The sequence below is a fragment of the Cohnella rhizosphaerae genome (genome assembly GCF_029525575.1).
Classification (GTDB): domain Bacteria; phylum Bacillota; class Bacilli; order Paenibacillales; family Paenibacillaceae; genus Cohnella; species Cohnella rhizosphaerae.
Genome location: NZ_JAPDIA010000007.1, coordinates 244,126 through 267,512, shown reverse-complemented (window position 1 = coordinate 267,512; position 23,387 = coordinate 244,126). Strand labels below are relative to the sequence as shown.

23 protein-coding genes, 1 pseudogene and 1 riboswitch are annotated in these 23,387 nt (G+C 56.4%); of the genes and pseudogenes, 6 read left to right on the top strand and 18 right to left on the bottom strand.

Annotation, left to right across the window (positions count from 1 at the left end):
• Positions 1-121: 121 nt before the first annotated feature.
• Positions 122-1,153 (bottom strand): LacI family DNA-binding transcriptional regulator, encoded by a 1,032-nt coding sequence (locus tag OMP40_RS19040; RefSeq protein WP_277533724.1) that lies wholly within the window; start codon positions 1,151-1,153, stop codon positions 122-124.
• Between the two features lie 283 nt (positions 1,154-1,436).
• On the opposite strand from OMP40_RS19040, the gene OMP40_RS19035 reads away from it, so the two are divergent.
• Positions 1,437-2,351: an amidoligase family protein gene (locus OMP40_RS19035; RefSeq protein WP_277533722.1), complete on the top strand. Its 915-nt coding sequence runs from the start codon at positions 1,437-1,439 to the stop codon at positions 2,349-2,351.
• Between the two features lie 45 nt (positions 2,352-2,396).
• Here OMP40_RS19035 and OMP40_RS19030 read toward each other — a convergent pair whose 3' ends face one another.
• The 5 genes and pseudogenes from OMP40_RS19030 to OMP40_RS19010 form a co-directional block, all read right to left on the bottom strand.
• On the bottom strand, positions 2,397-2,831 hold the full coding sequence (locus OMP40_RS19030) for a TIR domain-containing protein (protein ID WP_277533720.1): 435 nt from the start codon (positions 2,829-2,831) through the stop codon (positions 2,397-2,399).
• A 193-nt stretch (positions 2,832-3,024) separates the two neighbouring features.
• Positions 3,025-3,648, bottom strand: coding sequence for a TrkA C-terminal domain-containing protein (locus OMP40_RS19025; protein ID WP_277533719.1), 624 nt, complete (start codon positions 3,646-3,648; stop codon positions 3,025-3,027).
• Positions 3,649-3,757: 109 nt separating this feature from the next.
• Positions 3,758-4,618: a glycine betaine ABC transporter substrate-binding protein gene (locus OMP40_RS19020; protein ID WP_277533717.1), complete on the bottom strand. Its 861-nt coding sequence runs from the start codon at positions 4,616-4,618 to the stop codon at positions 3,758-3,760.
• 13 nt (positions 4,619-4,631) lie between these two features.
• Positions 4,632-5,467 (bottom strand): annotated as a pseudogene (locus OMP40_RS19015) (ABC transporter permease).
• Complete coding sequence (locus OMP40_RS19010) at positions 5,464-6,663, bottom strand: quaternary amine ABC transporter ATP-binding protein (RefSeq protein WP_277533716.1); 1,200 nt, start codon at positions 6,661-6,663, stop codon at positions 5,464-5,466. Before OMP40_RS19010 ends, OMP40_RS19015 begins: the two are co-directional and overlap by 4 nt.
• Before the next feature lie 262 nt (positions 6,664-6,925).
• On the opposite strand from OMP40_RS19010, the gene OMP40_RS19005 reads away from it, so the two are divergent.
• Positions 6,926-7,483, top strand: coding sequence for a GbsR/MarR family transcriptional regulator (locus OMP40_RS19005; RefSeq protein WP_277533715.1), 558 nt, complete (start codon positions 6,926-6,928; stop codon positions 7,481-7,483).
• 89 nt (positions 7,484-7,572) lie between these two features.
• Here OMP40_RS19005 and OMP40_RS19000 read toward each other — a convergent pair whose 3' ends face one another.
• Entirely contained in the window at positions 7,573-8,169 is a 597-nt protein-coding gene (locus tag OMP40_RS19000) for a YjgB family protein (RefSeq protein WP_277533714.1), read from the bottom strand.
• 232 nt (positions 8,170-8,401) lie between these two features.
• Positions 8,402-8,494, top strand: a riboswitch (cyclic di-GMP riboswitch).
• A 97-nt stretch (positions 8,495-8,591) separates the two neighbouring features.
• On the opposite strand from OMP40_RS19000, the gene OMP40_RS18995 reads away from it, so the two are divergent.
• From OMP40_RS18995 to OMP40_RS18985, 3 genes are all read left to right on the top strand, one after another.
• Positions 8,592-9,914 (top strand): FapA family protein, encoded by a 1,323-nt coding sequence (locus OMP40_RS18995; protein ID WP_277533712.1) that lies wholly within the window; start codon positions 8,592-8,594, stop codon positions 9,912-9,914.
• Positions 9,915-9,987: 73 nt separating this feature from the next.
• Entirely contained in the window at positions 9,988-10,422 is a 435-nt protein-coding gene (locus tag OMP40_RS18990; protein ID WP_277533710.1) for a hypothetical protein, read from the top strand.
• Between the two features lie 34 nt (positions 10,423-10,456).
• Positions 10,457-11,524 (top strand): HD-GYP domain-containing protein, encoded by a 1,068-nt coding sequence (locus OMP40_RS18985; protein WP_277533708.1) that lies wholly within the window; start codon positions 10,457-10,459, stop codon positions 11,522-11,524.
• 180 nt (positions 11,525-11,704) lie between these two features.
• Here OMP40_RS18985 and OMP40_RS18980 read toward each other — a convergent pair whose 3' ends face one another.
• The 9 genes from OMP40_RS18980 to OMP40_RS18940 all read right to left on the bottom strand — a co-directional run bounded on the left by OMP40_RS18980 (position 11,705) and on the right by OMP40_RS18940 (position 21,849).
• Positions 11,705-13,327 carry a hypothetical protein gene (locus OMP40_RS18980; RefSeq protein ID WP_277533706.1) on the bottom strand — a complete coding sequence of 541 codons (1,623 nt, stop codon included), beginning with the start codon at positions 13,325-13,327 and terminating at the stop codon, positions 11,705-11,707.
• A gap of 19 nt (positions 13,328-13,346) precedes the next feature.
• Positions 13,347-15,143 (bottom strand): extracellular solute-binding protein, encoded by a 1,797-nt coding sequence (locus tag OMP40_RS18975; protein WP_277533705.1) that lies wholly within the window; start codon positions 15,141-15,143, stop codon positions 13,347-13,349.
• A gap of 38 nt (positions 15,144-15,181) precedes the next feature.
• Positions 15,182-16,087, bottom strand: coding sequence for a carbohydrate ABC transporter permease (locus tag OMP40_RS18970; protein WP_277533703.1), 906 nt, complete (start codon positions 16,085-16,087; stop codon positions 15,182-15,184).
• 15 nt (positions 16,088-16,102) lie between these two features.
• On the bottom strand, positions 16,103-17,011 hold the full coding sequence (locus OMP40_RS18965) for an ABC transporter permease (RefSeq protein ID WP_277533701.1): 909 nt from the start codon (positions 17,009-17,011) through the stop codon (positions 16,103-16,105).
• 87 nt (positions 17,012-17,098) lie between these two features.
• Entirely contained in the window at positions 17,099-18,685 is a 1,587-nt protein-coding gene (locus OMP40_RS43135; RefSeq protein ID WP_277533700.1) for a response regulator, read from the bottom strand.
• Positions 18,612-18,809: a response regulator gene (locus tag OMP40_RS18955; RefSeq protein ID WP_277533699.1), complete on the bottom strand. Its 198-nt coding sequence runs from the start codon at positions 18,807-18,809 to the stop codon at positions 18,612-18,614. Before OMP40_RS18955 ends, OMP40_RS43135 begins: the two co-directional genes overlap by 74 nt.
• A 16-nt stretch (positions 18,810-18,825) precedes the next feature.
• Positions 18,826-19,704: a sensor histidine kinase gene (locus tag OMP40_RS18950; protein WP_277533698.1), complete on the bottom strand. Its 879-nt coding sequence runs from the start codon at positions 19,702-19,704 to the stop codon at positions 18,826-18,828.
• On the bottom strand, positions 19,686-20,600 hold the full coding sequence (locus OMP40_RS18945) for a hypothetical protein (RefSeq protein ID WP_277533697.1): 915 nt from the start codon (positions 20,598-20,600) through the stop codon (positions 19,686-19,688). Before OMP40_RS18945 ends, OMP40_RS18950 begins: the two co-directional genes overlap by 19 nt.
• A gap of 205 nt (positions 20,601-20,805) precedes the next feature.
• Positions 20,806-21,849 (bottom strand): SDR family oxidoreductase, encoded by a 1,044-nt coding sequence (locus tag OMP40_RS18940; RefSeq protein WP_277533696.1) that lies wholly within the window; start codon positions 21,847-21,849, stop codon positions 20,806-20,808.
• A 117-nt stretch (positions 21,850-21,966) separates the two neighbouring features.
• Here OMP40_RS18940 and OMP40_RS18935 point away from each other — a divergent pair, with 117 nt between their 5' ends.
• Positions 21,967-22,500 carry a TetR/AcrR family transcriptional regulator gene (locus OMP40_RS18935; RefSeq protein ID WP_277533695.1) on the top strand — a complete coding sequence of 178 codons (534 nt, stop codon included), beginning with the start codon at positions 21,967-21,969 and terminating at the stop codon, positions 22,498-22,500.
• Positions 22,501-22,526: 26 nt separating this feature from the next.
• Here OMP40_RS18935 and OMP40_RS18930 read toward each other — a convergent pair whose 3' ends face one another.
• Positions 22,527-22,715: a hypothetical protein gene (locus tag OMP40_RS18930; protein WP_277533694.1), complete on the bottom strand. Its 189-nt coding sequence runs from the start codon at positions 22,713-22,715 to the stop codon at positions 22,527-22,529.
• 20 nt (positions 22,716-22,735) lie between these two features.
• Complete coding sequence (locus OMP40_RS18925) at positions 22,736-23,308, bottom strand: immunity 22 family protein (RefSeq protein ID WP_277533693.1); 573 nt, start codon at positions 23,306-23,308, stop codon at positions 22,736-22,738.
• Positions 23,309-23,387: the final 79 nt, after the last annotated feature.

Sequence of the window (23,387 nt, the reverse complement as noted above, 5' to 3'; positions counted from 1 at the left end):
CGGAACGGCGAACGGATGCAGCTCTAAGCACAAAAGCGCACGATCGATCAGCGGAAGGTGGATCCACGCCTCATATTTTAGTAATCGATTACCAAATGAACGGCAAAAAAACGGTCCAGCGTCAGCCATTCAAATCCCGGACCGATTGCCTTTCCAGCACCTTGGGTTGAAGCGTCACGTTGAACATCGGCTTGTCCTCGCCCCTCGTCATGTCGACCAGCATCCTGCATGCCATCTTGCCCATCTCGTAATCGGGCTGCTTGACGGTCGTTAACGGAGGATGGATCATCTGCCCGACGTCGATACCGTCGAATCCCATGACCGATACGTCGGACGGCACTTGCAGTCCGCGAGCCCTCAGCTCATGAATGACGCCGAATGCCAGAAGGTCGTTGCAAGCGAAGATCGCGGTCGGGGGGCGTTCCGCATCCATCATTCGCCGGGCAAGCTCCCTGCCCGTCTCGAATTCGAAGATCGGATTCACCGTCTCGTCGGACCGGTATTCTTCCACGAACGGCTCTAGACCCGCTTCGTTCATCGCGTCCACGTAGCCGAGGCAGATCCCTTTTCGGCTGGGGCGATTGAGCTTGGTCGTCGCATAACCGATACGGGTATGTCCCTTGCCTTGCAAATACTTGGCGGCCAGAAAGCCTCCCTTGCGATGATCGAATTCGATCTGCGATATGCCTTCCTCATCCAGCTTCTGATCGATCGCAATGACGTTCACGTTCATTTTGATCAATCGCTTCAGCTTCTCTTTATTTGTCGTAATCGAGGAAATAATCACGCCTTTGACCTGCTTTTCCATCATGGTCTGGATGTACTCGTCCTCCAGCTCCGGGTCTTGCAGCGAATTGCAGGTGAATACCGTGAATCCCTCTTGTCTCGCCACTTCCTCTACGCCGAACGCGACGGCCGAATAGAAAGGATTGATAATCGACGGAATAATGATGCCGATCGTCATCGTCGAATTTTTCTTCAGTTGCTTGCCGAGCAGATTCGGAACGTAGTTGACTTCCTCGGCAATCTGGAGAATACGGGTTCTGAGCTTCTCGCTAACCGGATAATCGCTGTTGCTGAGCACCCGGGATACCGTCGCCGACGATACGTTGGCCAGCTTGGCGATGTCGTGAACCGTCACGGACTTGGACATGGGGAACCTCTTCGACGCTTTGATTTTACCTTGGCGGCATAGCCTAAATATAGCATAGACCCATCGCGTGATGAAACGGGACGGGGAAGGGTTGACGACCTTCGCCAACGGCTTTCGGCCTTGCAGGAGATCGCGGACGCATCGGCGAAATAACCCATTAACTAAATAAATCGTCAGGAGGAATCGTCGTGCCAAGAAAAAAAGTGCCCCGCTAAGCCCGCGGTCCGCCTCCTTTCTTCTTCAGTCCGACACCATGCGACGCTAAGAAGAGAGGAAGATTAAAATGAGACCTTCGTTGGCGGATTGGATAGAACTTCGGTTCGGCGTCGAGATCGAGTTCGTCGGCGGTTGCCCCGAAGGCGTCGCGCTGCTGCCCGGCTGGATCATGTCGCTGGATGAACGACAGATCGACGATACGGGAGCCGAATCGGGCAGCGAGCTCAAGCCCCCTCCCATCCAGTGGGCGGATCGCGGGCAAATTCGCGAAATGCTGGCGAGGCTCCGGGAGACGGGAGCTTGCGTCAATTGGAACTGCGGACTGCATGTCCATGTCGGCCTGGAGCCTTGGGGACAACAGGCGATTCCGCGATTTATCGAAGCGGCGTTGCTGTATCAGGACGCCATGAGGGAGCTGCTCAATACCGGCGAAGCCCGTCTGCCCTTCTGTCCGCCGTTCACGCGGGAGATGTACGATCGATTCGTTGCCGCTCCCGGAAGCGACGCGTTATGCCGCAAGGGACGCCCCCAATCCCATCGGTGCGGCATCAATCTGGCGGCCTGGTACGATATCGGGACCGTGGAAATTCGTTATGCGAACGGTTCCCTGGACTACGATGAAGCGATCAATACGGTCGAATTGTGCCTCCGGTTCGTGGCAGCCATAGGCGCGGGACGCCGGCTGTCGTCCGATCCCCGCCGGCTGGCGATCGAACTCGGCGCGCCGGTCGGCGGTTATCCGCCGCCAAAGCTCGCCCCGCAATGGTATCGCGAGCGAATGTGGCTGGAGGATGCGCTAGTGCCGATCCTGGCCCCCCTTGCGCGCAGCCTCGTCCCCGATGGGGAGATTCTTTACATTCTGCCCCGGCCCGAGGGGATCCTGGCTGCCATCGAAGACGCTGACGGCCGATTGTTCAAGCACCTGCTGCGTCCGACTTCTGCGGGCTGGGAAGCCGTACGGCCGCTTCAAGAACGATCATAACAAGAAAAGACCCCTTCGCGCGCCTTGGCGAGGGGTCTTTTCTTGTTATGACCGCCGGCCGGCCAACTGCCTGATCGCGCTTACAATGGCTTCGGCGTCCCAATCGACGATCGTATCCGCATGCTGCTTAAAGATAAAAGGGATAGGCTCGCTCTTCTCTCTCCGGACGAAGACGACCGGCTTGCGCAATTCGTCCCTACAGGCGATCAACTCTTTGTTGATCCACCGTCCGTATTTCACATACTCCCCGCCGAGCATGACGACCGCGTCGCAGAACTTTATTTTCGTTTTAATGGCATGATAAAGCGCCCTTTCGTCGTCGGCCTGATTCGCCGAATGCGCGGGTGAAAGGATGGATATCGTAGGTTTGAACCGTTCGCGCTGCAGAAGCGTTCTGAATTCGTCCAAGGCGCGTTCGTCGTTCCAGGCATAGCTGAGGTATAGATGAAAGGGTCTGCTTGATTCTTTTTGAATAGACATCTCCGACTCCTTTGACCGTAAATAAAATAGAAAGAGCCCTCGTTGACAGGCTCCGCCGTTTTGAATGTCGTATAGAGTTCCTTAAAAGGATACCAAAAACGCGGATAACTGACAACCTCATTCACGAATACAAGTTGTAAGTTTGCGGAGGCAAACAAAAAGCCATCCGAACGATGGCCTTTACCAGCGATGACTAGAGAGGCATATTCAGAAATTGCAGGGCTTTCCGATGCGCGGCGTCGTCCCCGACGACAACGATGACGTCGTTCTCGAGCAGCACCACATGAGGGCCGGGCGAAATGGAGACGTGAATGCCGCGTCGCAAGGCGATGATGGTCGCGCCGGTATTTTGCCAGAACTCCAGCCCTGCGATCGTCTTCCCGATCACATGCGTATCCGGCTTGATTTTAAGCTCGACGGGATTATAAGGCTTCAGGTTTTTGAGCCGGTCGGAGGCTTCGACGATCTCGCTCAACAGATCCTCGAATTTGCGGTCTACCCCGCGCTTCTCGGCCATCAGCTGCTGGATTTCCTGTTTAAGCGAATAGACGGACTTTAAATAATTGTTTCTTGAAATGTACTCGTGGGCCTTAACCGCGGAAACGATCGTGATTTCTTTGCCCTGGGATACGGCAACGATGCCTTCTTCCTTGAGCAGGACCATGGCTTTGCGGATCGTCTCCGGGGATACATGGTATTGTCCTGCCAGAAGGGATCTCCCGGATATCTTGCTATTCTCGGGCAGCTCGCCGCTGACGATTCGTTGGGCGATATCGAGCGCAATCGATTTGTAGCCGGCTCTTGCTTGGTCGTGCATCCGCGCTCTTCCCCTATCCACTCATATGACTGATATGAATATACGCTTTTGGATAGTCGAAGTAAATATCGTCAGCGTCGGCTTTCCCGCATTCATGACGCCGCGAGCGTTATTTTCCGAGCCATGCGTTCACCTGGTCTTCGTGGCTGTCGACCCAGGCCTTGGCGGCGTCTTCCGGAGATTGTCCTTCTTGAATGTCGACCATCACCTTCGCCATATCGTCCGGCGTCCAGTTGAAGCTGTCGAGGAACGCGTAGGCGTCCTGCCTGTCGTCCTTCAAGCCTTTTCGAACGACGGTATGAATCTGCTCGTCGCCGCCGTACACGCCCTTGGGGTCTTCCAGGTACTTCAGCTTCATCTTCGCGAACATCCAGTGCGGCGTCCAGCCGGTCACGACGATCGGCTGCTGCTTGTCGTACGCGCTCTGGAGCTGCTGCGCCATCGCCGCGGACGAGCTTTCCAGAAGCTTCACGTCCTTGAGTCCGTATTGTTCCAGCGCTTTTTCCGTTGCCATCATGATGCCGGCGCCGGGCTCGATGCCGATAATTTGGCCCTGAAGCGACTTGGCGACATCGGCCTTGGCCAAATCTTCGATCGACGAGACGTTCATATACTCGGGTACGGTAAGCCCGATTCTGGTGCCTTCGAGATTGGGCCCCAGATCGTCGACCTCCGACTGGTACTTCTCCATATAAGAGGCATGCGTGCCCGGCAGCCAGGCGGCCACCATCGCGTCCGCGCTGCCGTCGGCGATGCCCGCCCACATCGGACCCGCGTCGACTTGCAGCATCTCGACGTCGTAGCCGAGTTTATCCTCGAGCACTGTCTTTACGACATTCGTGCTTGCGATCTCCGAGTCCCAGGCGACGTAGGCCAGCTTGATCTCCTTCTTTTCGCTTCCTTTATCGGCGCATCCCGCCGCGAGCGCCGCGACGAGCGCGAGCGACAGCAAACCTAACCCTTTTTTCATCGATGAATCCCCCCTAGTTTTTTTGTTTTTTGAATACGTTCTGCGTCAGACGGTCCAGCAAGATCGCCATGACGACGATCGCGATCCCGGCCTCGAACCCGACGCCTGTCTTGGCTTGCGTGACGGCGCGGTACACGTATGCGCCGACGCCTTGGGCGCCGATCATCGAGGAGATGACGACCATGGACAGCGACAGCATGATCGTCTGATTGACGCCGGCCATGATGGTCGGCATCGCGAGCGGCAAGCTGCAGCTTGAGCAGCTTCTGCGAGGGCGTGGAGCCGAACGCGTCGGCCGCTTCGACCAGCTCGGCGGGTACTTGCCGGATGCCGAGCTCCGTCAGGCGGATGGTCGGCGGGATCGCGAAGATGATCGAGGCGATGACGCCGGGCACGACGCCCAGCGAGAAAAACGAAACCGCGGGCAGCAGGTAGACGAACGCGGGCATCGTCTGCATAAAGTCGAGGAGCGGCGTGACGATATGGCGGATCGTTCTGGACCGCGAACAGAGAATGCCGACCGGCACGCCTGCGACGACGGACAGGATCGAGGCGGTCAGGACGAGCGCCAGCGACTGCATCGACGGCTCCCACAGCTCGAGATCGTAGATCAGCAGCAGCCCGATGACCGCGAACAGCGCGATCTTCCATTTGCCGATCCAGTAGGACAACGCCGTGATGATTAAAATAAGGACAAGCGGATGTACGGAAGTCAGAGTCGTCTCGATTCCGTCCACCATGCCGCCGATGACGGCATGAATGAAGTCGAATAAAGGCCCCAGATGGTTCGTCAGCCAATCCTCGGCCCGTTCGATCCATTCCCCCGATGGGCAGTTTCGGCATGTTCATCCCGCCGCACCTGCTTCCGGCAGCGCGTTACCGGCGAGCGCCGACAATACCGCGCCTTTGATGACGATGCCCCGCAGCCGGTTATTCTCGTCCAGCACGGCTACGGGCAGTCTCGCTTCGGCCATCATCTCGAACAGCTCGCTCAGCAGCGTATCCGGACCGGCCCAAGGCACCTCCCGCTGCAATACCGCGTCGAGCGCCAGGCCTTCCTTGCTCGCGCGGGAGGCTTCGTCCGCCGTCACCACCCCGAGCAAGCGGGATTCGGCGTCCGTCACGTACAGACTGGAGACGCCGCTGTCCCGCATGAGCTGGAGCGCCACGCGCGGTCCTCTCTCGGGGCGGATGGTCTCCGGCTTGCGCATGACATGGGCGGCCGTCAGCACCTTGGACAGGTCGACGTCCTCCACGAAGCGCTCCACGTACTTGTTGGCCGGCTGCGTCAGAATCTCCTCCGGCGTGCCGATCTGCACGATGGCGCCGTCCCGCATGAGCGCGATGCGGTCCCCGATGCGCAGCGCTTCGTCGAGGTCGTGCGTGATGAAGACGATCGTTTTTTTGACGCGCGCCTGCAGCTCGAGCAGTTCATGCTGCATGTCCTTGCGGATGAGCGGATCGAGCGCGCTGAACGCTTCGTCCATCAGAAGGATATCGGGATCGTTGGCGAGTCCGCGGGCCAGCCCGACCCGCTGCTGCATCCCGCCGCTGAGCTGATCGGGGCGGCTCTGCTCCCAGCCCTTAAGTCCCACGAGATGCAGCGCCTTAAGCGCGGCCTCATGCCTTTCCGCTTTGGGAATGCCTTGGATCTCCAAGCCGAACTCGGCGTTCTGGAGGACGGTCTTATGCGGAAATAACGCGAACTTCTGAAATACCATGCCGATGTTGCGGCGGCGGAAACGGCGGAGCTCGGCATCGCTCATCCGCATCACGTCTTGGCCGTTAAACAGAATCTGCCCGGCAGTCGGCTCGATCAGACGGTTCAGCAGCCGGACCAGCGTCGACTTGCCGCTTCCGGATAAACCCATGATGACGAATATCTCGCCCTTCTCGATGCTGAACTCGGCTTGATTCACGCCTACCGTCAGCTTCGTTTCCTTCTGTATTTTTTCCTTGGACCAGTTCTGGTTCAGCAGCGGCAGCGCCCTGCCCGAATCCGGCCCGAACACCTTGGTCAGCTTTTTCACCTCTAGAATCGGCATGTAAACCCCCTCGTCTCTGCATCGTCGTCCAAATAGTCGGCTCGCTAACTAGTTAGCAGTGTATCGCCCGTTCGCTTGAATGGTCAAAACGAATCAGGGACCGTTAACTTTGTACAGTTTATACTTTACGTACTTATTGTATAGAATACTCCGTTTTCCTCCGAATTCCGGTCGAAGAGGCTTCTTTACTTGTAAAGAGGGGTTTGTTTACAATATGGATTAGAGTTTGGCAAGCGGAGGCTTATCCTTCAGGAGGGACTGCATGAACGACTTCGATGGAATCGCGCCGGAAGAAGCGAATCTGGTGCGCAAAGTCCGAGAACGCGTAATCGACACGATCGGCAAGAATATGGACCTGTACGGCATCACTTCTTCGATCGGCCATTTATATGGATATATGTATTTCAGCAACGACCCGATGACGCTCGACGACTTAAGCCAGTCGATGGGCATGAGCAAAACCTCGATGAGCACGGGCGTCCGCACGCTGCTCGATCTGAAAATGATCGATAAAGTATGGGGCAAAGGCTCGCGCAAGGATCTGTACGAGGTGACGCCGGACTGGCACCAGAACTTCACCGATTTTTTCTCCATCAAGTGGAGAAAAGCGGTGGAAGCGAACATGAACGCCTTGTCCAAATCGCTGAAGGAAATCGAGGCGATCCGGACGGAGCAGGCGGCGGGCAACGAAAAACTGTCCGAGCTGCTCGCGATCGACGAGGCGAAGATCGTAGAGGCCCTGAACTACTACAAGTGGCTGCTCCGGTTCATCGAAACGCTGGAGAGCGGCCGGATTTACGACATCGTGCCGAAGGAATAAATGAAGCCGCCGGGACATCTGGTCCGGCGGCTTATTAACGCGCAAGAAAATCGCGATCGCGACAACCTGCGCCAGCAGCGGCTCCCCGATTAATTCGCCGTCAAGTTGATATGGTCGAGATTGTATCCCTGCAGGTTATTAAAGATAAACTCCATCTTGTAGTCGCCCCGAACGTACGTAATTTTGCGCTGCATCAGCTTGCCGTTCTTAATGATTGCGCCGCTGTCCGGGCTGCTCCAATATTTGTACAGCATGTGGAGCGTAATACCGCCTATATTCGTCTGCCGCTCGACATTCGTGCCGAAATAACGCATTTCTCGAAGCTTGTTGAGCTTGTAATTCAAGGCGTAGCCCGGATGGCCCATCTCCGCATGATACACGTCCCACCCATCGGCGTCTACCCGCTGCTGCGGCGGCTCGCCGATCGCGTCCACGACGTCCTGGTGCGTCGTCCGACCGATGGTGAACGCATGAAAGTCGGGAAATTGCCCCTTCAGCGCCGGCTTATAAAAGGTCATCAGGTTCTTAATCACCATGGCTTCTGTCTCATCGGAAGCTGCGGACACCTCGACCGCTTGCGCCGGTGCGCTTGCGGATGCGATGTCGGAAGCGCCTGCGCCGCCGAGCAGCACGGCTCCGGCGGCAATGGCTGCGCATATTTTCGTTGAGCGAATCCGATTGTTCATTTCAATGCCTCCTCGTGTTGTCGTTACTTGGTGAGTAACCAAAAACGCATAACGACCAAACAATTCGGCTTCGGACATCCTTCTTTGCGCCGAAGTACGCGAATGCCTTTTTTGAACAAAATTGATGGACTGGACATTATTGACTGTCCCCCCGCCGTCTATTTTATAATTCTTAAAGACTAGGACTATAGGCATGATAAAGGACTAAAGGCACGATTAAGTTGAATACTTTGCTTCGAAACGGCAAACCTGTCGAAAGGCAGGGACGCAAAGCTACAGGTCTACGGAATTCCGGATCGGATTCCATGGCGGCTGAGCCACCGAAAAGTAGGGTACGACTGGCTCATTGACCGCCCTATTTTATTTAGGGCGGTTTTTTATGTTCTCTGCTGTGACTCTATCTTAAAAAAGGAGCCAGAACGATGAAGGAACATCTAACAGAAGAACAGCTTTTTAAGATCATTAACCGCTTAGATCTCCCTCAGTTCCTGGAAGATGATCCACCCCCCATAGCAGAAGGGTACATAAATCGGTCATGGGCCAAAATCGATCAAGGCGCTTTATCGTTTCATATCGGTGTTACACCTCTCGTGATCGAATGCATCAAGCCCGCCGTTCTTATTGTCAATGGAGAACGCGTCGGTAAAGCAACGATCGAAAAGGACGACGTCGTCGATTGGTGTATAGATGCTCCTCCTTTATTCGATATTCGCATTTCCTCCGACCAATTGTCGGCCTATTTCAAACTGAACGATAAACATCGTCATGAATGGCTGCTCGTCGACTATCCGTCATCGGATTCTCTTCGATTATGCGCAGCAGAACGAATGGACGTTATCTTAGAAACGCTTACGATGGATACGATCGGCGAAGAAGTCGACCGGTTAGGCATCCGCGGAGTGGATTGGGCCGCAATCGGCCGGGAGCTGGACAACCCCGCCTTTGAGCCTGTTCTCATTGCAACGGGCACGCCCTGCAAGCCCCCCAAACATGCTTCCATCGAGCTATACTTTAACGAGCATATCGTCAGTGCCTACGAGGAAGTGAACGGCACGATCGATTACCGAAATCATTTAAAAATTCCTTCCGCCCAGAAGGGACAAGTCGTTGCAAAAAAGCATTTGCTTGAGGAAGGCTTGCCGGGCATAACCGTATTCGGGACGCTCATTCAACCGGAGCCGGCGCGCGACTTGATGATGGTCGCCAAAGACCATATCAAAATCAACAATCAGATCGAGGCTGTCGCAACCGCTGAAGGCAGACCCCGGATAACGGGAGACCGCATCAAATTTATCGATCTGACAACCGCTCATGTCGTGCCGGGAGATGTCGATTTGAAGACGGGCAATATCGTGTTTTCAGGCGATATCATCATATATGGCAGTGTCATGGACGGCATGGTCGTGGAAGCGCTCGGCAATATCTACGTCTACGGCCACGTGTTTCGCGCCACTTTATCGGCTACCGGCAATGTGTATCTCAAAGGCAATGCCATCGGAAGCCACATTTATTGCGGGCATTACGGCGTCTTGTTCAACCGGCTCTATAAAGGTGCCCGCGCCTTGACTGAATCGATCAGAAAATTGCTGGAGGCATTCAAGCAGCTTGGCCAAGCCATCGGTGACAAAAAAAGAATCCGTATCCGAAAAGCAACTAATTCAGCTATTAATGGAATCCAAGTTCAAAGAGATTCCGAAAACCGTCAAAGAGCTGCTGCAAGTCATATCGAATATTCATTCAATTAGCAAAGACCAGCTGAACGAGCTGAAGCAGGAGCTTACCGTGCTCTATCACCCCCATGAATGGCCTGCGGAGCGTATGAAAGACTTATTGTACAGACTGCAATATTCGTTGATCGAAGCGTCGGAGATGGTCAAGCGCTGCGAGGAGAAGCAGGTAACGATAGAGCTTCAGCAATGCAACTATTCCGAGGTTCGCTCCAACGGGGATATCCTTATCAGGAAAGAAGGCGTTTTGAAAAGCAGCCTGTACGCCAACGGCAACATTATCTTTTACGATAAAAGCGCGGTCTGCCGGGGCTCTTACCTGGAAGCGGAAAACGCCATATCCGCGATTCAGGTCGGCGGCGAGTCGGGCGGGGAAACGACCTTAAAAGCCCAACAAATCATGGTAAGCAAGATGTACTGCGGACGAGTCATTATCGGAAGGTACGTGCGTGATATTATGGAGCCGGTCGAAGACGCCAGATTTATCATTCAGAACGATCGCCTGAGTCTGCAGCCCGGAAAATAGAAGAGGAAAAATCCTGATAGAGGAGAGGGAAACGATGAATCCGACGGCTGCGTTTGTAGGTAAACGGCTAAACAAATCGATTTACAACCATTATGGCGTTCTTCTCTATCCAGAGAACACGAAGCTTACGACAGAGCAGCTGTTCATATTGGAGCAGCAGAAAATCATGCTTCAAGAAGATGATGTAGATGGCTTGAACTCGCAGGCTCACTACGTCGTGAGCCGCGCCGTCGCGGAAATCAAACAGTTTTTTGCCGATTGCCGCCGTTCGGACACCATTGCGTTGGATCATCTCGAACATGACATCCTGCCGCTTTTATCCGAAGCGATCGATCACGCGCAAATCTCTCTGTTGCTGGAAGAGCTGCAGGTTGCCGATGATCCGACTTACCGCCATAGCATTGCCGTTGCCCTCCTCTCCATGCTGCTTGGGCGCTGGCTTCACCTGGAGGAACCGGAGCTTCGGCTGTTGATGTCCGCGGCCGTCCTTCACGACATCGGAAAATCCAAATTGCCCCTTGAGCTCTTAAACAAGCCAGGGAAGCTTACGGAACGGGAATTCGAAGTTGTGCAAAAGCACACGGTATACGGATATGAGATGATTCAGCGGACAAAAGGACTCACCGATACCCATGCGGCTGTAGCGCTCCAGCATCATGAAAGGTGGGACGGCAGCGGTTACCCGCATGGCATCGCCGGAAACAAAATGCACGTATTAAGCCGGATTGTGGCGGTTGCGGACGTGTTTCATGCCATGTCTTCGCGACGTCCTTATAAGGACGCCCTGCCTTTCTGCGAAGTCATGACCGAGCTGCATCAAAGCGCATTCGGCAAATTCGACGCTCTGATCATCAATGTCTTCATGAAGCGAATGATGGAAACCCTTATCGGCAGTCATGTCTTGCTGTCCAACCAGATCGAGGCGACCATTCTGCAAATCAATACCGATGATCTGGTTAATCCGCTGGTGCGAACCGCGGGCGGGCAATTTCTGGATTTAAGCAAAGATTGCAGCGTCAATGTCGTAAAGCTGCTTCCCAGTGCGACCTCTCTCGTTCCCGATTCGCGCTCAGTTGCGAAACGCCGCATGCCGGGCGATTGAAGTCGCAGAACCGACTGTTGCGAGCGTGCTGCCGGAACGTTTTCAAGGCAAATTTTCTGATGGGGCCTGTGATTTATAAGTCGTTGTCTACTTCCCGATTGTGCAGCAAAGCTCAGGCAGACGCCTGAGCTTTGTTTGCAAAATGAAGTTGTCGACGGTCGCCTGTCTAAGGCATACCCGTCAGTCGGAAGACGCCGTCCCGGGTCGCCGGGATTCGTTCTGCTCCAGAACCAGCTCCCGTCCGAAGGCACGAAGCTCGATGCCGCCGGAGGCCGCTCCCTCCGGGCCGATCCAGGACGGCCGCGTCCCGATCAGCGGCATACGGTACGCGTAACCTTCGAACCGGTAATCGATGGCGTCCTCGTCCAGCCGCATCTCCGGCAACTCGGACGTGCTGCCCCAGGTGAGGCAAAGTCCCCAGTCCGGCAGGCTCGAGGAGAAGCGAATGCGCCCCTCCGCGCAGTGGATGCGCAGCGTATCCGCGCCTTCCAGCCGGACCAGTACGACGAGCTCGCCGGGAACGGATTCGTCCGTCTCGAGCGCGCGGACGGCGAGCGGCCGCGCCTCCCCCGTCCCATCATAGACGACGGGGCGAAGGCCGGACGCTGCGCCCCCGATGCCCCAGCGGGCGCTGTCCACGATCGGCAGCGTATCGTAGCGGCTGTTCCGATCCGGGCAAGGCTCCCGCAGGTACCGCTCCTCGTAGCGCTCGTCGAACCGGTGAATGTCGCGGATGCAGAGGTCGCCGTCGTTATTCAGCAGGTTCAACCGGTAGTAGCGGCTGTAATACCAGACCGATTGCCGGCCTTCTTGCCGCCAGTCGGTCAGCGCGCACAGGGAGGAGGCCGGCGTCACGGGATACCGCGCCTTGAACCATCGCCCCGACGCTCCCAGCGTTTCGACGCGCAGCATGCCTTCCCCTTGCCTGGCGGCCAGCAATTCAACCTGGTCGGTGAGGCCGTCCTTCATCGCCGCCCAGCCGAAGGAGTTTTCCTGGCCTACCTGCGTGTAGCCGAAGGAGATCTGTTCCTTGCGGAAGTTGACGTCGAAAAACCACCTCACCCACTCGGGTATGCCGCCTCCGCCCTCCTTCCCGGCGTATACGGGCTCCAGCGTAATCACGGCCTGACCGTTGCCGCCGAGCCGGGCGTCGTATTGATAGATCGGGTCGCTGCCGAGCATGCGGAATACCGGAACCGGGATCTGGGCCGCCTCGGTCTGGGCCGGCATGAAGCCGTTCAGGCGGCTGGGATAATAGGCTTGATTGTAGTAGCCGCCCCACAGCGTGTAGCCGTCCGTCCCCCACTGATCCTTGCAGTTGCAGGAGGCGTCGATGCCGTATTTGTCGGAGAAATACGCCAGCGCATGCGCATCCATGAACCAGGAGCCGACCGACTGCGGATAGCGGCCGAACCTGGCGCGGAAGTCCTCCATCAGCACGTCCGCAAGACGCTCCCGCTCCTGCGGCGTATACCCGGCCGAGAAGGCGATATGTGCGTGCGAGTCCCAGGCGTGACGACCTCTCCAGGGAATGCCTGCCTTCTCCGCCAGCGGCTGCACGATCTCGAACCAGACGCCGATCTCCTGCGAGGCGTCCGCCTCTCGAAGGAGCAAATCGGTGAAGGCCGGGTCGATCAGCGCATCGTACTGGAGCAGCCAGGTGGCCGGCAGCCCGTGCTTGCGTACGAGCGCCAGCTGCTCCCGGACCGGCTCGACCAGATCGATCGGCTCCCGCGGCTCGACGCCGCGAATGAAGTTAATGATATTGACGCGATTCGGGTAGATCGCACCGGATGCATTCATAGGTCACGCTCCAATCCGTTTATTCGCCGATGATCGCGGGCTGGTCGCTGTATACGTTGCGAGGAAGGGACCGCTTGACGTCGACCTTGATTTGCCCGGCCGGCGTTTGGCTGTAGGCCTTGTACTGCTCGTTGAACTCGGCGGCCGTCTCCTCGTCATGCCCGCGCACCTTCATCTCGTTGAGGAACTGATTGTACGCATTTTCGAAATCCTTGTCGCTCTTGGCAAGCAGCATCTTCGCATAATATTGAAGGCGAATGTCGCTTTGCACCGGGCTGTATTTCTCCACCTTGCCCCCGATGACCGGCTTGATCCGGCTCTCCGTCGGGATCAGCGCGAACGTGCCTTGCTCGTGATTGATCTCCTCGGCCTTGTAGAGCATGGCGTTGTACGCCGGCCACGGCGGTTCCATCGTCTTGATATGCGAGGCGCCTACGCTCGCAAAGTTTTTCCACCACCAGAAGCCGTACTCCGTCACGCTGGCCATGCCGCCGTTGTCCCCGCCCCAGAACTTCGGTCCGCGGAACACTTCGGAATTCTCGACGGCCGCCCCGTTCTCCATCTTGTAGGCGCCCATCTCTTCGGTGCCGTACTCCATGAGAATGAAGGCTTCGTCGGTCTGCATCCAGTCGATCCCCTTCATCATCCGATCCGGATCCTTGACGTTCGCGCTGATGCCCGTGCCGTTCGACCCGAAGGGATTGAAGTAGGCGTACGGCGCCGGCTTCACGCCCGATTTGACCGGCAGGTAGGTCGGAGCGAACCAGCCGTCGGGGAAGCCCTTGGCCTCAAGCGCCTTGTAGGTGATCGCTTCGGGAAGGCCGCTGTTCTTAAGCGTCGTCACGTTGGGATTGTCCCAGCCGTCGAACAGCATCGCGCCGAACCGCAGATTGTTGACCTTTTCCTTGAACAGGTCCTTCTTCTGGAAGGCCGTCTCCGGGTCCAGCAGCCCGTCCAGGTAGAGATGGTTCAGCCACTGGAACGCCTGCTTGAAACCGGGCAGCTTGTAATCCTGGACGACCGTGCCGTCCGCCTGCTCGTTGTAGCCGTTGTCCGCGCTGCGCACGCCGAACATCGACATGACGACCTGAAGCCCGGCAAAATTTTCGCCGCCCAGCGACAGCGGGATGATCGCCCGTCCCTGGCTGTCCTTCAAACCCTTGACGGCCTTCAAATATTTCTCGAAACCTTCGAGCGTCTTGATGTCGTCGAGCGTCATGCCCGCCTTTTCAAGGATCGTATTCTGAACCCACAAGCCCTGCGCGTTGCCTTGCCAGGCGGAAGGCTCGTCGATGATTTTCTCGTAAGCGGAAGGGATCATATAGATATGTCCGTCGGCTGCGCGCCAGTAATCGACGATGCGCTTGTCGATCGCGGCCAGGTTGGGATAGTCCTTGGCATTGTTGAAGTAATCGTCAAGCGGCAGCAGCTTCTTCTCGTCGACCAGCCGCGACCAGACGAGACTGTCGGAAGGCAGCATGATCGCGTCGGGAAAATCGCCGGCGACCAGCTTGAGGTTGATCTGCTGGGACAGGTCGGCGCCATTGCCGATCTCGACTTTATCCCAGTTCAAACCGGATCGCTTCATGACTTCCTGCGTGACCGGACCGTCCAGATTGATCGGCGTCGTCATGGCGGGCGCATACAAGGTATAGTGCGTCGGCTGCGCATTGGCGGCGTCGGTGCCGGCATTGGAGGCCGAGGCTCCGCTCGTCGCCTTGCTTCCTCCGTTGCCGTTCGAGCAGCCGGCGAGCAGCGCCAATGCCAGCACGACGGCCCCCGTCGCCTTCATATTCGTCTTCCAGCCCTTTTTCACGTTGAAGATCCCCCTCGATTAATAGTGACCTGCCTCTGTTATTCCTTGACCGAACCAATGAGCACGCCTTTGACAAAGAACCGCTGCACGAACGGATACACGAACAGAATCGGCAAAATCGTAATCATAATGGTCGCCATGCGAACGGACTTGGTCGTGATCGCGTCCGGATTGTACAGCTGGGTCTGGTTGGCGGTCGCCATCTGGCTTGCGCTGATCATATGCGTCGCTTCGATCGTACTCAGCATCCGCTGCAGATAGGTCGGAAGCGGCTGCAAGCTGAGGTCGTTGACGAAAAAAGCGCCCGTGAACCAGTCGTTCCATTGCCCGACGGCCGTGAACAGCCCGAGCGCCGCGAACAGCGGCATGGAGAAGGGCAGCACGATGTTAAAATAAATTCGCGTATAACCGCCGCCGTCGAGCTTGACCGACTCCACGACGTTTTCCGGAATGTTGCTCTGGAAGGAGGTCTTCATGACGAACATGTTCCAGATGCTGAACAGGGACGGAAACACGTATACCCAGAAGCTGTTGAGCAGGTTCAGGTTCATCAACTGGATGTAGTAGGGAATCAGCCCTCCGCTGAACAGCATGACGAAAAGGAAGACGAACAGCAAGAGCTTCCGGCCCGGCAGCTCTCTGCGGGAAAGGGCGAAGGCGACCATCGAAGTCACCAGCAGCGAACCGAAGGTGCCGATGACGGTGCGTTTGACCGTGATCCAGAAAGCGCCCAGGATCGTATGGTCGGACAGCATGACGCGATAATTGTCCAGCGTGAAGGCGCGCGGCCACCAGTAAATGCCGCCGAGACTCGTATCCGTTCCTTCATTGACCGACAGAATCAGGATGTACCAGAGCGGATAGGCGCACAGAAAAGCGAATAGCGCCAGCAGCAACGTGTTGCCGATCGTAAACGCCCGGTCTCCCGGCGTGGATCGTCCCAAGCGATCTCCTCCTTTCTACCATAATCCGTCGCCGCCGGCCCACTTGGACAACCGGTTGCTAAGCAGGAGCAGCAGCGTGGAGATCAGGCTCATCACCAGTCCGATGGCCGTCGTCTGCGAATATTGGGCCTGCCCGATGCCGAGCCGCAGCACGTACGTATCGATGACCTCGGCCACGCCGATATTTGCCGGGTTGATCATGGCGTAGATCTGGTCGATGCCGACGCTCAGCAAGCTGGGCACCGTCAGGATCAGGACGACCGAGATGATCGGGACGATGCTGGGCAGCGTCACGTAGCGCATCTGGGAGAACCGTCCCGCCCCGTCCATCACGGCCGCTTCGTAGAGGGCCGGGTTGATGCCGGAGATGGCGGCGAGATACAGGATGGTGCCCCAGCCGACTTCCTTCCACATGCTGCTGAGGATGAAGATCGGGCGGAACCAGGCTTCCGAGCCCATGAAGGCGATCGGGTCTACGCCGAACAGGTGCAGCAGCGAATTCGCGCCGCCGCCGTCCAGCGACAGGAACGCGTCGAGGAAGCCGACCACCACGATCCAGGAAATGAAGTGCGGCAAATAGCTCAGCGACTGGACGAGGCGCTTGAAGCGGAACGCCCGGACTTCATTGATGAGCAGCGCCACGATCAGCGTGGTCGGGAACACGAACAGCAGACGGAGAAAAGTGAGCAGAAAGGTATTGCCAGTCGCTCTCCAGAAATCCGAGCTCGCCGCGAACTCCTTGAAGTTCTGCAGGCCGATCCACGGACTTCTCCAGATCCCGTCGCTGAAGTTGTAATCCCGGAACGCGATCTGCAGCCCCAGCATCGGGATATAGTTGAACAGCACGACAAGCACGATGCCGGGCACCAGGAAGGCGTACAGCGGCAGGTAGCCCTTCTGTTTGATGAGCATGAAGCGATGCATGGACCTGATCTCCTTTCTTCCTTGTTGCAGAACCTATACCTGAATATAGAGCAGTCCTAAAACGCTTACAATCGTCGTAATGCACGATTACTTGCGCTCTCGCGCTTTCATGTTTTTCAAATTCGGCATGTAAAAAAAGCGCTGCCAGGAGGCAAGCGCCGAAATGGGAACGATCATTCGGATTGGGAAAAGCCCAGAAACGTCCGATATTCCTTGGGGCTGAAGCCTGTCATTCGTTTGAATACGCCGGTAAAATAGCCGATGTTCTGATACCCGACGCCTTCGGCGACTTCGTACAGCTTGAGGTGCGGCTGCTGGAGCATCTCCTTGGCCTTCTGGATGCGAATCTGGATCAGCTGATCGGTGAACGAAGCGCCGAGCTCGGTTCTGAACAGGGCGCCCAGATAGCTCGGACTGAGATACACCGACTCCGCCACCGATCGCAGCGTCAGGCTCTCCTTGTAGTGAACGTTCATATAGTCGAGCGCCTTCTGCACGACGAGCTGCGTATGGCTTTTTTTTGCGCTCCGCGATAAAGGCGCAGATGCCGTTCAGGATGTCGACCGTCTCCTGCAGCTGCTCCGTCTCCTCGCCGCATTCGAGGATGCGTTCCCACAGGGCACTCTCCGGGCCAAGCTGACGGGCTGCGTCCCCGATCTCCGCGGCCGTCCGGTAAGCGCCGGTGACGAGCTGCAGGCACAGGCTTCTCAGCTTCGCGCCCTGCACCTCCAGATTGCCGGCGATCCCGCTCAGAATTTCTCCCAGCAGATTCAGGCTGTTCTGGCTATCGCCGGCCCCAAGCACCTCAAAAAAATCCCCGACCAGCGCCTCTATACTCTTGTCCGGGCGATCCTCCGGCTGAATGAGCGTCTTCCAGCTGTACGTCCGCTCGCCGCCGCCCAGCAGCCTCTGATTGACCGCATGCTGGGCCAGCCGGAAGCTCCGGCTCAATTGGTTCAGCGCAGGGACGGGCGGACCGATGCCGATCGACACGGTACAACCCTCGATCTTCTCGGCCTCCAGACGAAGGCGCTCGATGCAGGCCTCCGTATCGCGGTCGAAGCCGCCGGTCTCCCGCTCGCTCAATATCAGCACAAGGCTGCCGCGCTGCGTCGTCGTCCGCTCTTCGAGCAGCGCCCCGCAGACGGCCGCTGCAGCCTCGCCGAGCAGGCCTCTGGCCCGCCGAATCTGCTCCTCCTTGGGCAGCGCCGCGTCCGGATCGGCGTCGATCACTGCAATCAGCACGCGCCGCAGTCCCTCGCGGGCGAACAGACCGAAAGCGTCCGCTCTCAGACGGATCGTCTCCTCGCCGACCACCAGCCCCTGAATCAATTCCTGGAAAAATTGCTCCTGGGCTACGGGCTTGAAGGCGCTCAGCTGCTCCTTCAGCTGCCGCTCTTCCCTGCTCCTGGTACGTTCGGCGGCATCGGCCTGACAGATTGACGCCAGCAAGGCCTTCAGCTCGTCGAACATAATCGGCTTGACCAGAAACGCATCGACGCCGATATCCAGCGCCGACTTGGCATATTCGAATTCTTCGTATCCCGTGACCAGAATGATGCGCAACCGGGGATTAATCTCCCTCATCCGGGCCGCCAGCTCAAGCCCGCTCGCGCCAAGCAGGCGTATGTCGGTGATCAGCAGATCCGGCGCGGCGCGCCCGGCCAGCTCCAATGCCTCCGCGGCGTCCTCGGCTTCCCCCCACGACCTGCATCCGATATCGCTCCCAGTCGACGTGACGGACAATCGAGCGGCGCTGACGCTCCTCGTCGTCTACCACCATGACCTTGATCTCCATGCCAGTCCTCCTTCCTTCAGCTTGTCTGCGACATCTGCGGCATCTGCGCGTGCTGCTGAGGGATGAACAGCCGAATGGCGGTTCCTTGTCCCGGCGCGCTATCGATCTCCATACGATAAGCCGCTCCATAATGGCGCTTCAGCCGTTCGTTCACGTTGTAAATGCCGAACCCCTCGCGCTCCCTCGCGCCGTTGGCATTCTCGAGCAGCTGCCGCAGCTGCTCCGGCGACATGCCGGAGCCGTCGTCGGCGATGGTTATGCACAAGATCTGATCGTCCAGGCGGGCGGACAGCAGGAGGCGGCCTCTTCCCCGGGCATGCACGAAGGCATGCAGCAGGGCATTTTCCACGAGCGGCTGCAGCGTGATCTTGACGATCTCGCAAGTCAGCGCCTCCGGCTCCACCTCGAATACGGTCGTCACTCGGCGGGGGTACCGCGATTCGTGAATGTCCAGGTAAGCTTGGACATGCGCGAGCTCCTCCCGGAGCGTCAGCGTGTCGACGCCGCGATTGAGCGCCAGTCTGTAGAACTTCGCCAGCGCGTCCACCGTGCTGCCGATCTCGGCCGATCCAACGTCCATAGCCATGCTTTTGACGAGCGCGAGCGTGTTGTAGAGGAAATGCGGATTGATCTGCGCCTGCAGCAGCTTCAGCTTCTCCGTCTCCGCCCGGCTCATGGCTTCGGCCGCCGTCTTTAGCGACGTGTCCAGCCGGATGGACATCGCATTGAACTCCTCCTCCACGCTGGCCAGCTCATCCTTGCCGTGCACTTTGATCGTCAGTCCCAGATCCCCGCTGCGCACCCTTCTCATGTTGCGGATCAAGGAATTGAGACGGTTGGTGATGCGCAAGCCGAAGCCGGTCAGCACGACAAACGTCAGGACGACGAACAGCACGCAGACGATGATGGCCGCTTTTTTTGACCAACTGCAGCTTCTTCCAGAACTCCTCCTGGCTGACGATCGTCACGACCTTCCAGCCCAGACGGTTCGTATCGTAAACGATCATGCTCGGCACGCCGTCGATCTTCGCCGTATACCAGCCGTGATTCGATTCGTAAACCCTTTGCAAGTACGGAATCTTGCCGATATCGTCGCCGTCCTGCCGATCCAGATAGTCGGCGAGCACTTTGCCATGGGCGTCGGCCACGACGAACCTGCCCTTTTTTGAGCGCCAGCGGGTTGGTGATCTGGTCGAACAGCGCCCGGTTGGTCACTTCGACATGGATGAGACCGAACTTCTCGTTGGATAAGTAGTCCACGAGCCATTTGCTCAAATGCAGGGAAGGCTCCGACCCGTCCGTCTTCCATTCGAAATACCAGTAGAACTGCTTGTCGTTGTCCTCCATCGGCGGATACCAGCTCTTCGTTTCGGCTTTCTCCAGATTCAGCACCGTTCCGCCGTCCTCGTGCAGCGTGTCGTTGCTCTTGTAGAACTGGATCGTTTTCATCGGAAAATACGAGCGAATCCGGTTGACGGCCGCGTTGATCTGCTGCAGGCCCGTCACTTCCTCCTGAAGCGATCGGTACTGCTGCGTAAGCGTCGCCGTAATCCCCGAATCGAGCGAGAGCTGCATCAAAATATTTTGATACCCGATAATCCGGTATTCGATGTTCTCATTCAGTTGGTAGGCCACCGTCTCCAGCATCTCGCGGCTTTCCTTCTGGGCGAGCGGCAGACTGGTCGAGAAAAGATAATAGCCGCTGACGAGCACCGGCAGGATCAGAAACAGCACCACGATCAAGATCAGCTTCCGAAGCAGCCGGACCCTGCTCCAATAGCCGGTGAACATAGCCGGCAGCCTCCTTCTTCTTTTCGATAAAACGCTTGCATGCCCTTATAGGCTACCACAATTGTGCGTCCGGCGGTCAACCCCCCTCTTGACGACGGCCCCGAAGCGCTGCGTCGTTGCCGGAAGCCGAACAAGAGCGCAAGCCAAAAAAATCTCGCCGGCAGAGAGCCGGCTGAGGCTCGCTTGGCGAGGTTTGCAGAATGTACTATTTCATATGCCCCTTCATGACCTTGATCATGCTTCTCCCGGTCGCGACAATCGCTTCCTCCGCCGAACGCGGCCTCCATCCCAGCAGACGTTTGGCCTTCTCGTTGCTCGTCGACAAGTCTTGGCCCAAAAGCGTCGCGATCATTCTGAGCTTGGGATTAAATATGGCCGCCGCGCGAACGATCGTATTCGCAACTTCCTTCTTTGGCACGTTTTTCGCATCGTCCCCCAGATGCTTCCTCAAAATGTTCGCGACCTGCAGCGTGGAAAGATTCTCTGCGGTAGAGGCGATAAAGCGTTCGCCTTTGGCTTCGGGACGCGTCATGGCCAAAACATGCAGCTCGGCAACGTCCCGGGCGTCCACGTAATCCGAGTAAATTTTGGGGACCGCCTTCAGCTTGCCCTCCAGCATCTGGCGAACGATGTCGTTGGAATGGGAATAATCCTGGCCCAAGATCGGTCCCATCACTCCAACGGGATTTACCGTGGCCAACTCCAATCCCTTTCCTTCTTGTTGAACAAACCGCCAGGCCGCCCGTTCGGCGAGCGTCTTGGACTTTTGGTAGGGATGAATGTTGGCGTCCGTATTCGACCAATCCGCTTCGGTATACGGACCGACGTGATGACGATGCCCCACGCCGATCGCGCCGAACGCGGAGGTCAGCACGAAGCGCTTCGCGCCCGCATCGCGCGCGGCTCTCAGCACGCGCAGTACGCCTTCGACCGCGGGTCGAATCATTTCGTCTTCGTCTTTATAAATGCGATTGGGCGTCGGAGAAGCGACATGGATGACATAGTCCGCTCCCGCGGTCGCATTCTTCCAGTTCGTATCGGAAGTAAGGTCGGCTTGAATAAACGACAAGCTGCTAACATCGGAGATCCCGCCCGATCTCAGCATCGCCCGGACTTCGTCCTGTCTGTCCAACGTGCGGAGCGTCGTCCGTACGCGGTACTTCTTCGCCAGCAAATTCAAGATAATATGAACCGCAATAAAGCCCGAGCCTCCGGTTACTAAAACGAGCGGGTTGTTATTTTCCGGCATCGCGAAGCCTCCATTTATTTGACGTTACACATGTAACGGATTTGCCCTTATAATAAGACCGAAGCTTATTCCGTACAAGCGGCAAACAGGCATGTGTGACAAAATGGAGGATCTGTTATGGCAGCGACCGAGCACGCGCAAGCGATACGAAAAGACACCAAGGAATGGATCGCCTTGGCTCTGCTTGAGCTTTTGAAAACAAAGAAAATCGCGAAATTGACCGTTTCGGAAGTCGTCAAGAAGGCCGGCGTCAGCCTAATGGCGTTTTATCGAAATTACGAAAGCCTGGACCAAGTATTTATGGCGCACTACGAACCGAAATTCGCGGATATCTTTAATAAAATCGCCAATCAAATCAGCCATGAGCAGAAAATAGCGGACTTGACGCATTTTTTTCACGCCATGACAAGCGAGATCCGATTGGCGATCGAGGCCGGCTGCACCGATTTGCTGTATCAAGTTTTCAAAAGCCATATTGCGCGGTTTTACGATGGATTAAATCCGTTCCCCGACTGGACGGGCGCGAAACGAAACTATTGGATTCACTATATGAGCGCCGGCGTCTTTGAGGTTTGGATCACGTGGATCAAAAACGGTCAACAGGAAACGCTGGAGGAAATCTCGAACCTCATTCGGCTTTTTCATCGTTGAGGCGATTCATTTAGAGTTGAGGCGATTCATTCAGAATCGAATTTTCCGATATACGTCATCCCTAAAGCAGTACCGATTGCCAAACCGTCTATTTTAGAGGGTTCATCTACAATTAAATCGAGAATAGCGTTGGCTGTGGGGGATATTTGCATTTCGTCGGCTTTTAAAATCATACTTTCCGCAACCTGAAAGTCTTCCACTTGCATGATGATCATTTCGTCCAGTTTTTCCTTTTTTACGACGATAGTAGAAATGAATATTTACAAGCGTATCTTCGTCGATGTTCATTTTCTTCAATTCTTTTTTTTACCGCTGCGGACGTTTGTATGGACGGCGTCTCGCTTTCTCCAACCCATAAATAATGAACGGAAGCACGGTCGGCTTCTTTATTTTCAGTAATCCTGTTCACCTTGCCCAAGTATGTTGCGCGAATGGATTTTGAAGCGCTCTCCGCGCTTAATTCTTTGTCTTCATAGGCGATCAGCGCGTTCACCCTGTCTGCCGGACGTTGATTCCACAACCTTGCGAGCTCCTCCTTATCGGCAAGAATAGCATCGGCTATGCGATCTATATCCACTGATTTTTCAAAATATTTTAACTGTGCACAGTCTTCGTCATACATATCCAGATCTACTTCCTTGCAAAATTCACATCTTAACGCAGGACTCGGTTCTGCATCTTCCTCTCCGCCTGTTGGAGGTTCGTTATCGTAAATGGCCCAAGCTTTTAAATATGATTCTTGGTCTACATAGTGCTTAAACTGTTCTTCAGATTCAAAATATCCTACCCAAACGTGCATGCTAGGCATCCTTCAAATCTCCCTTGCTTGTATTTGAATCCTATATTATACAAGTACATCTAAGAAAGCGAGCTTGCGAATGAATGGC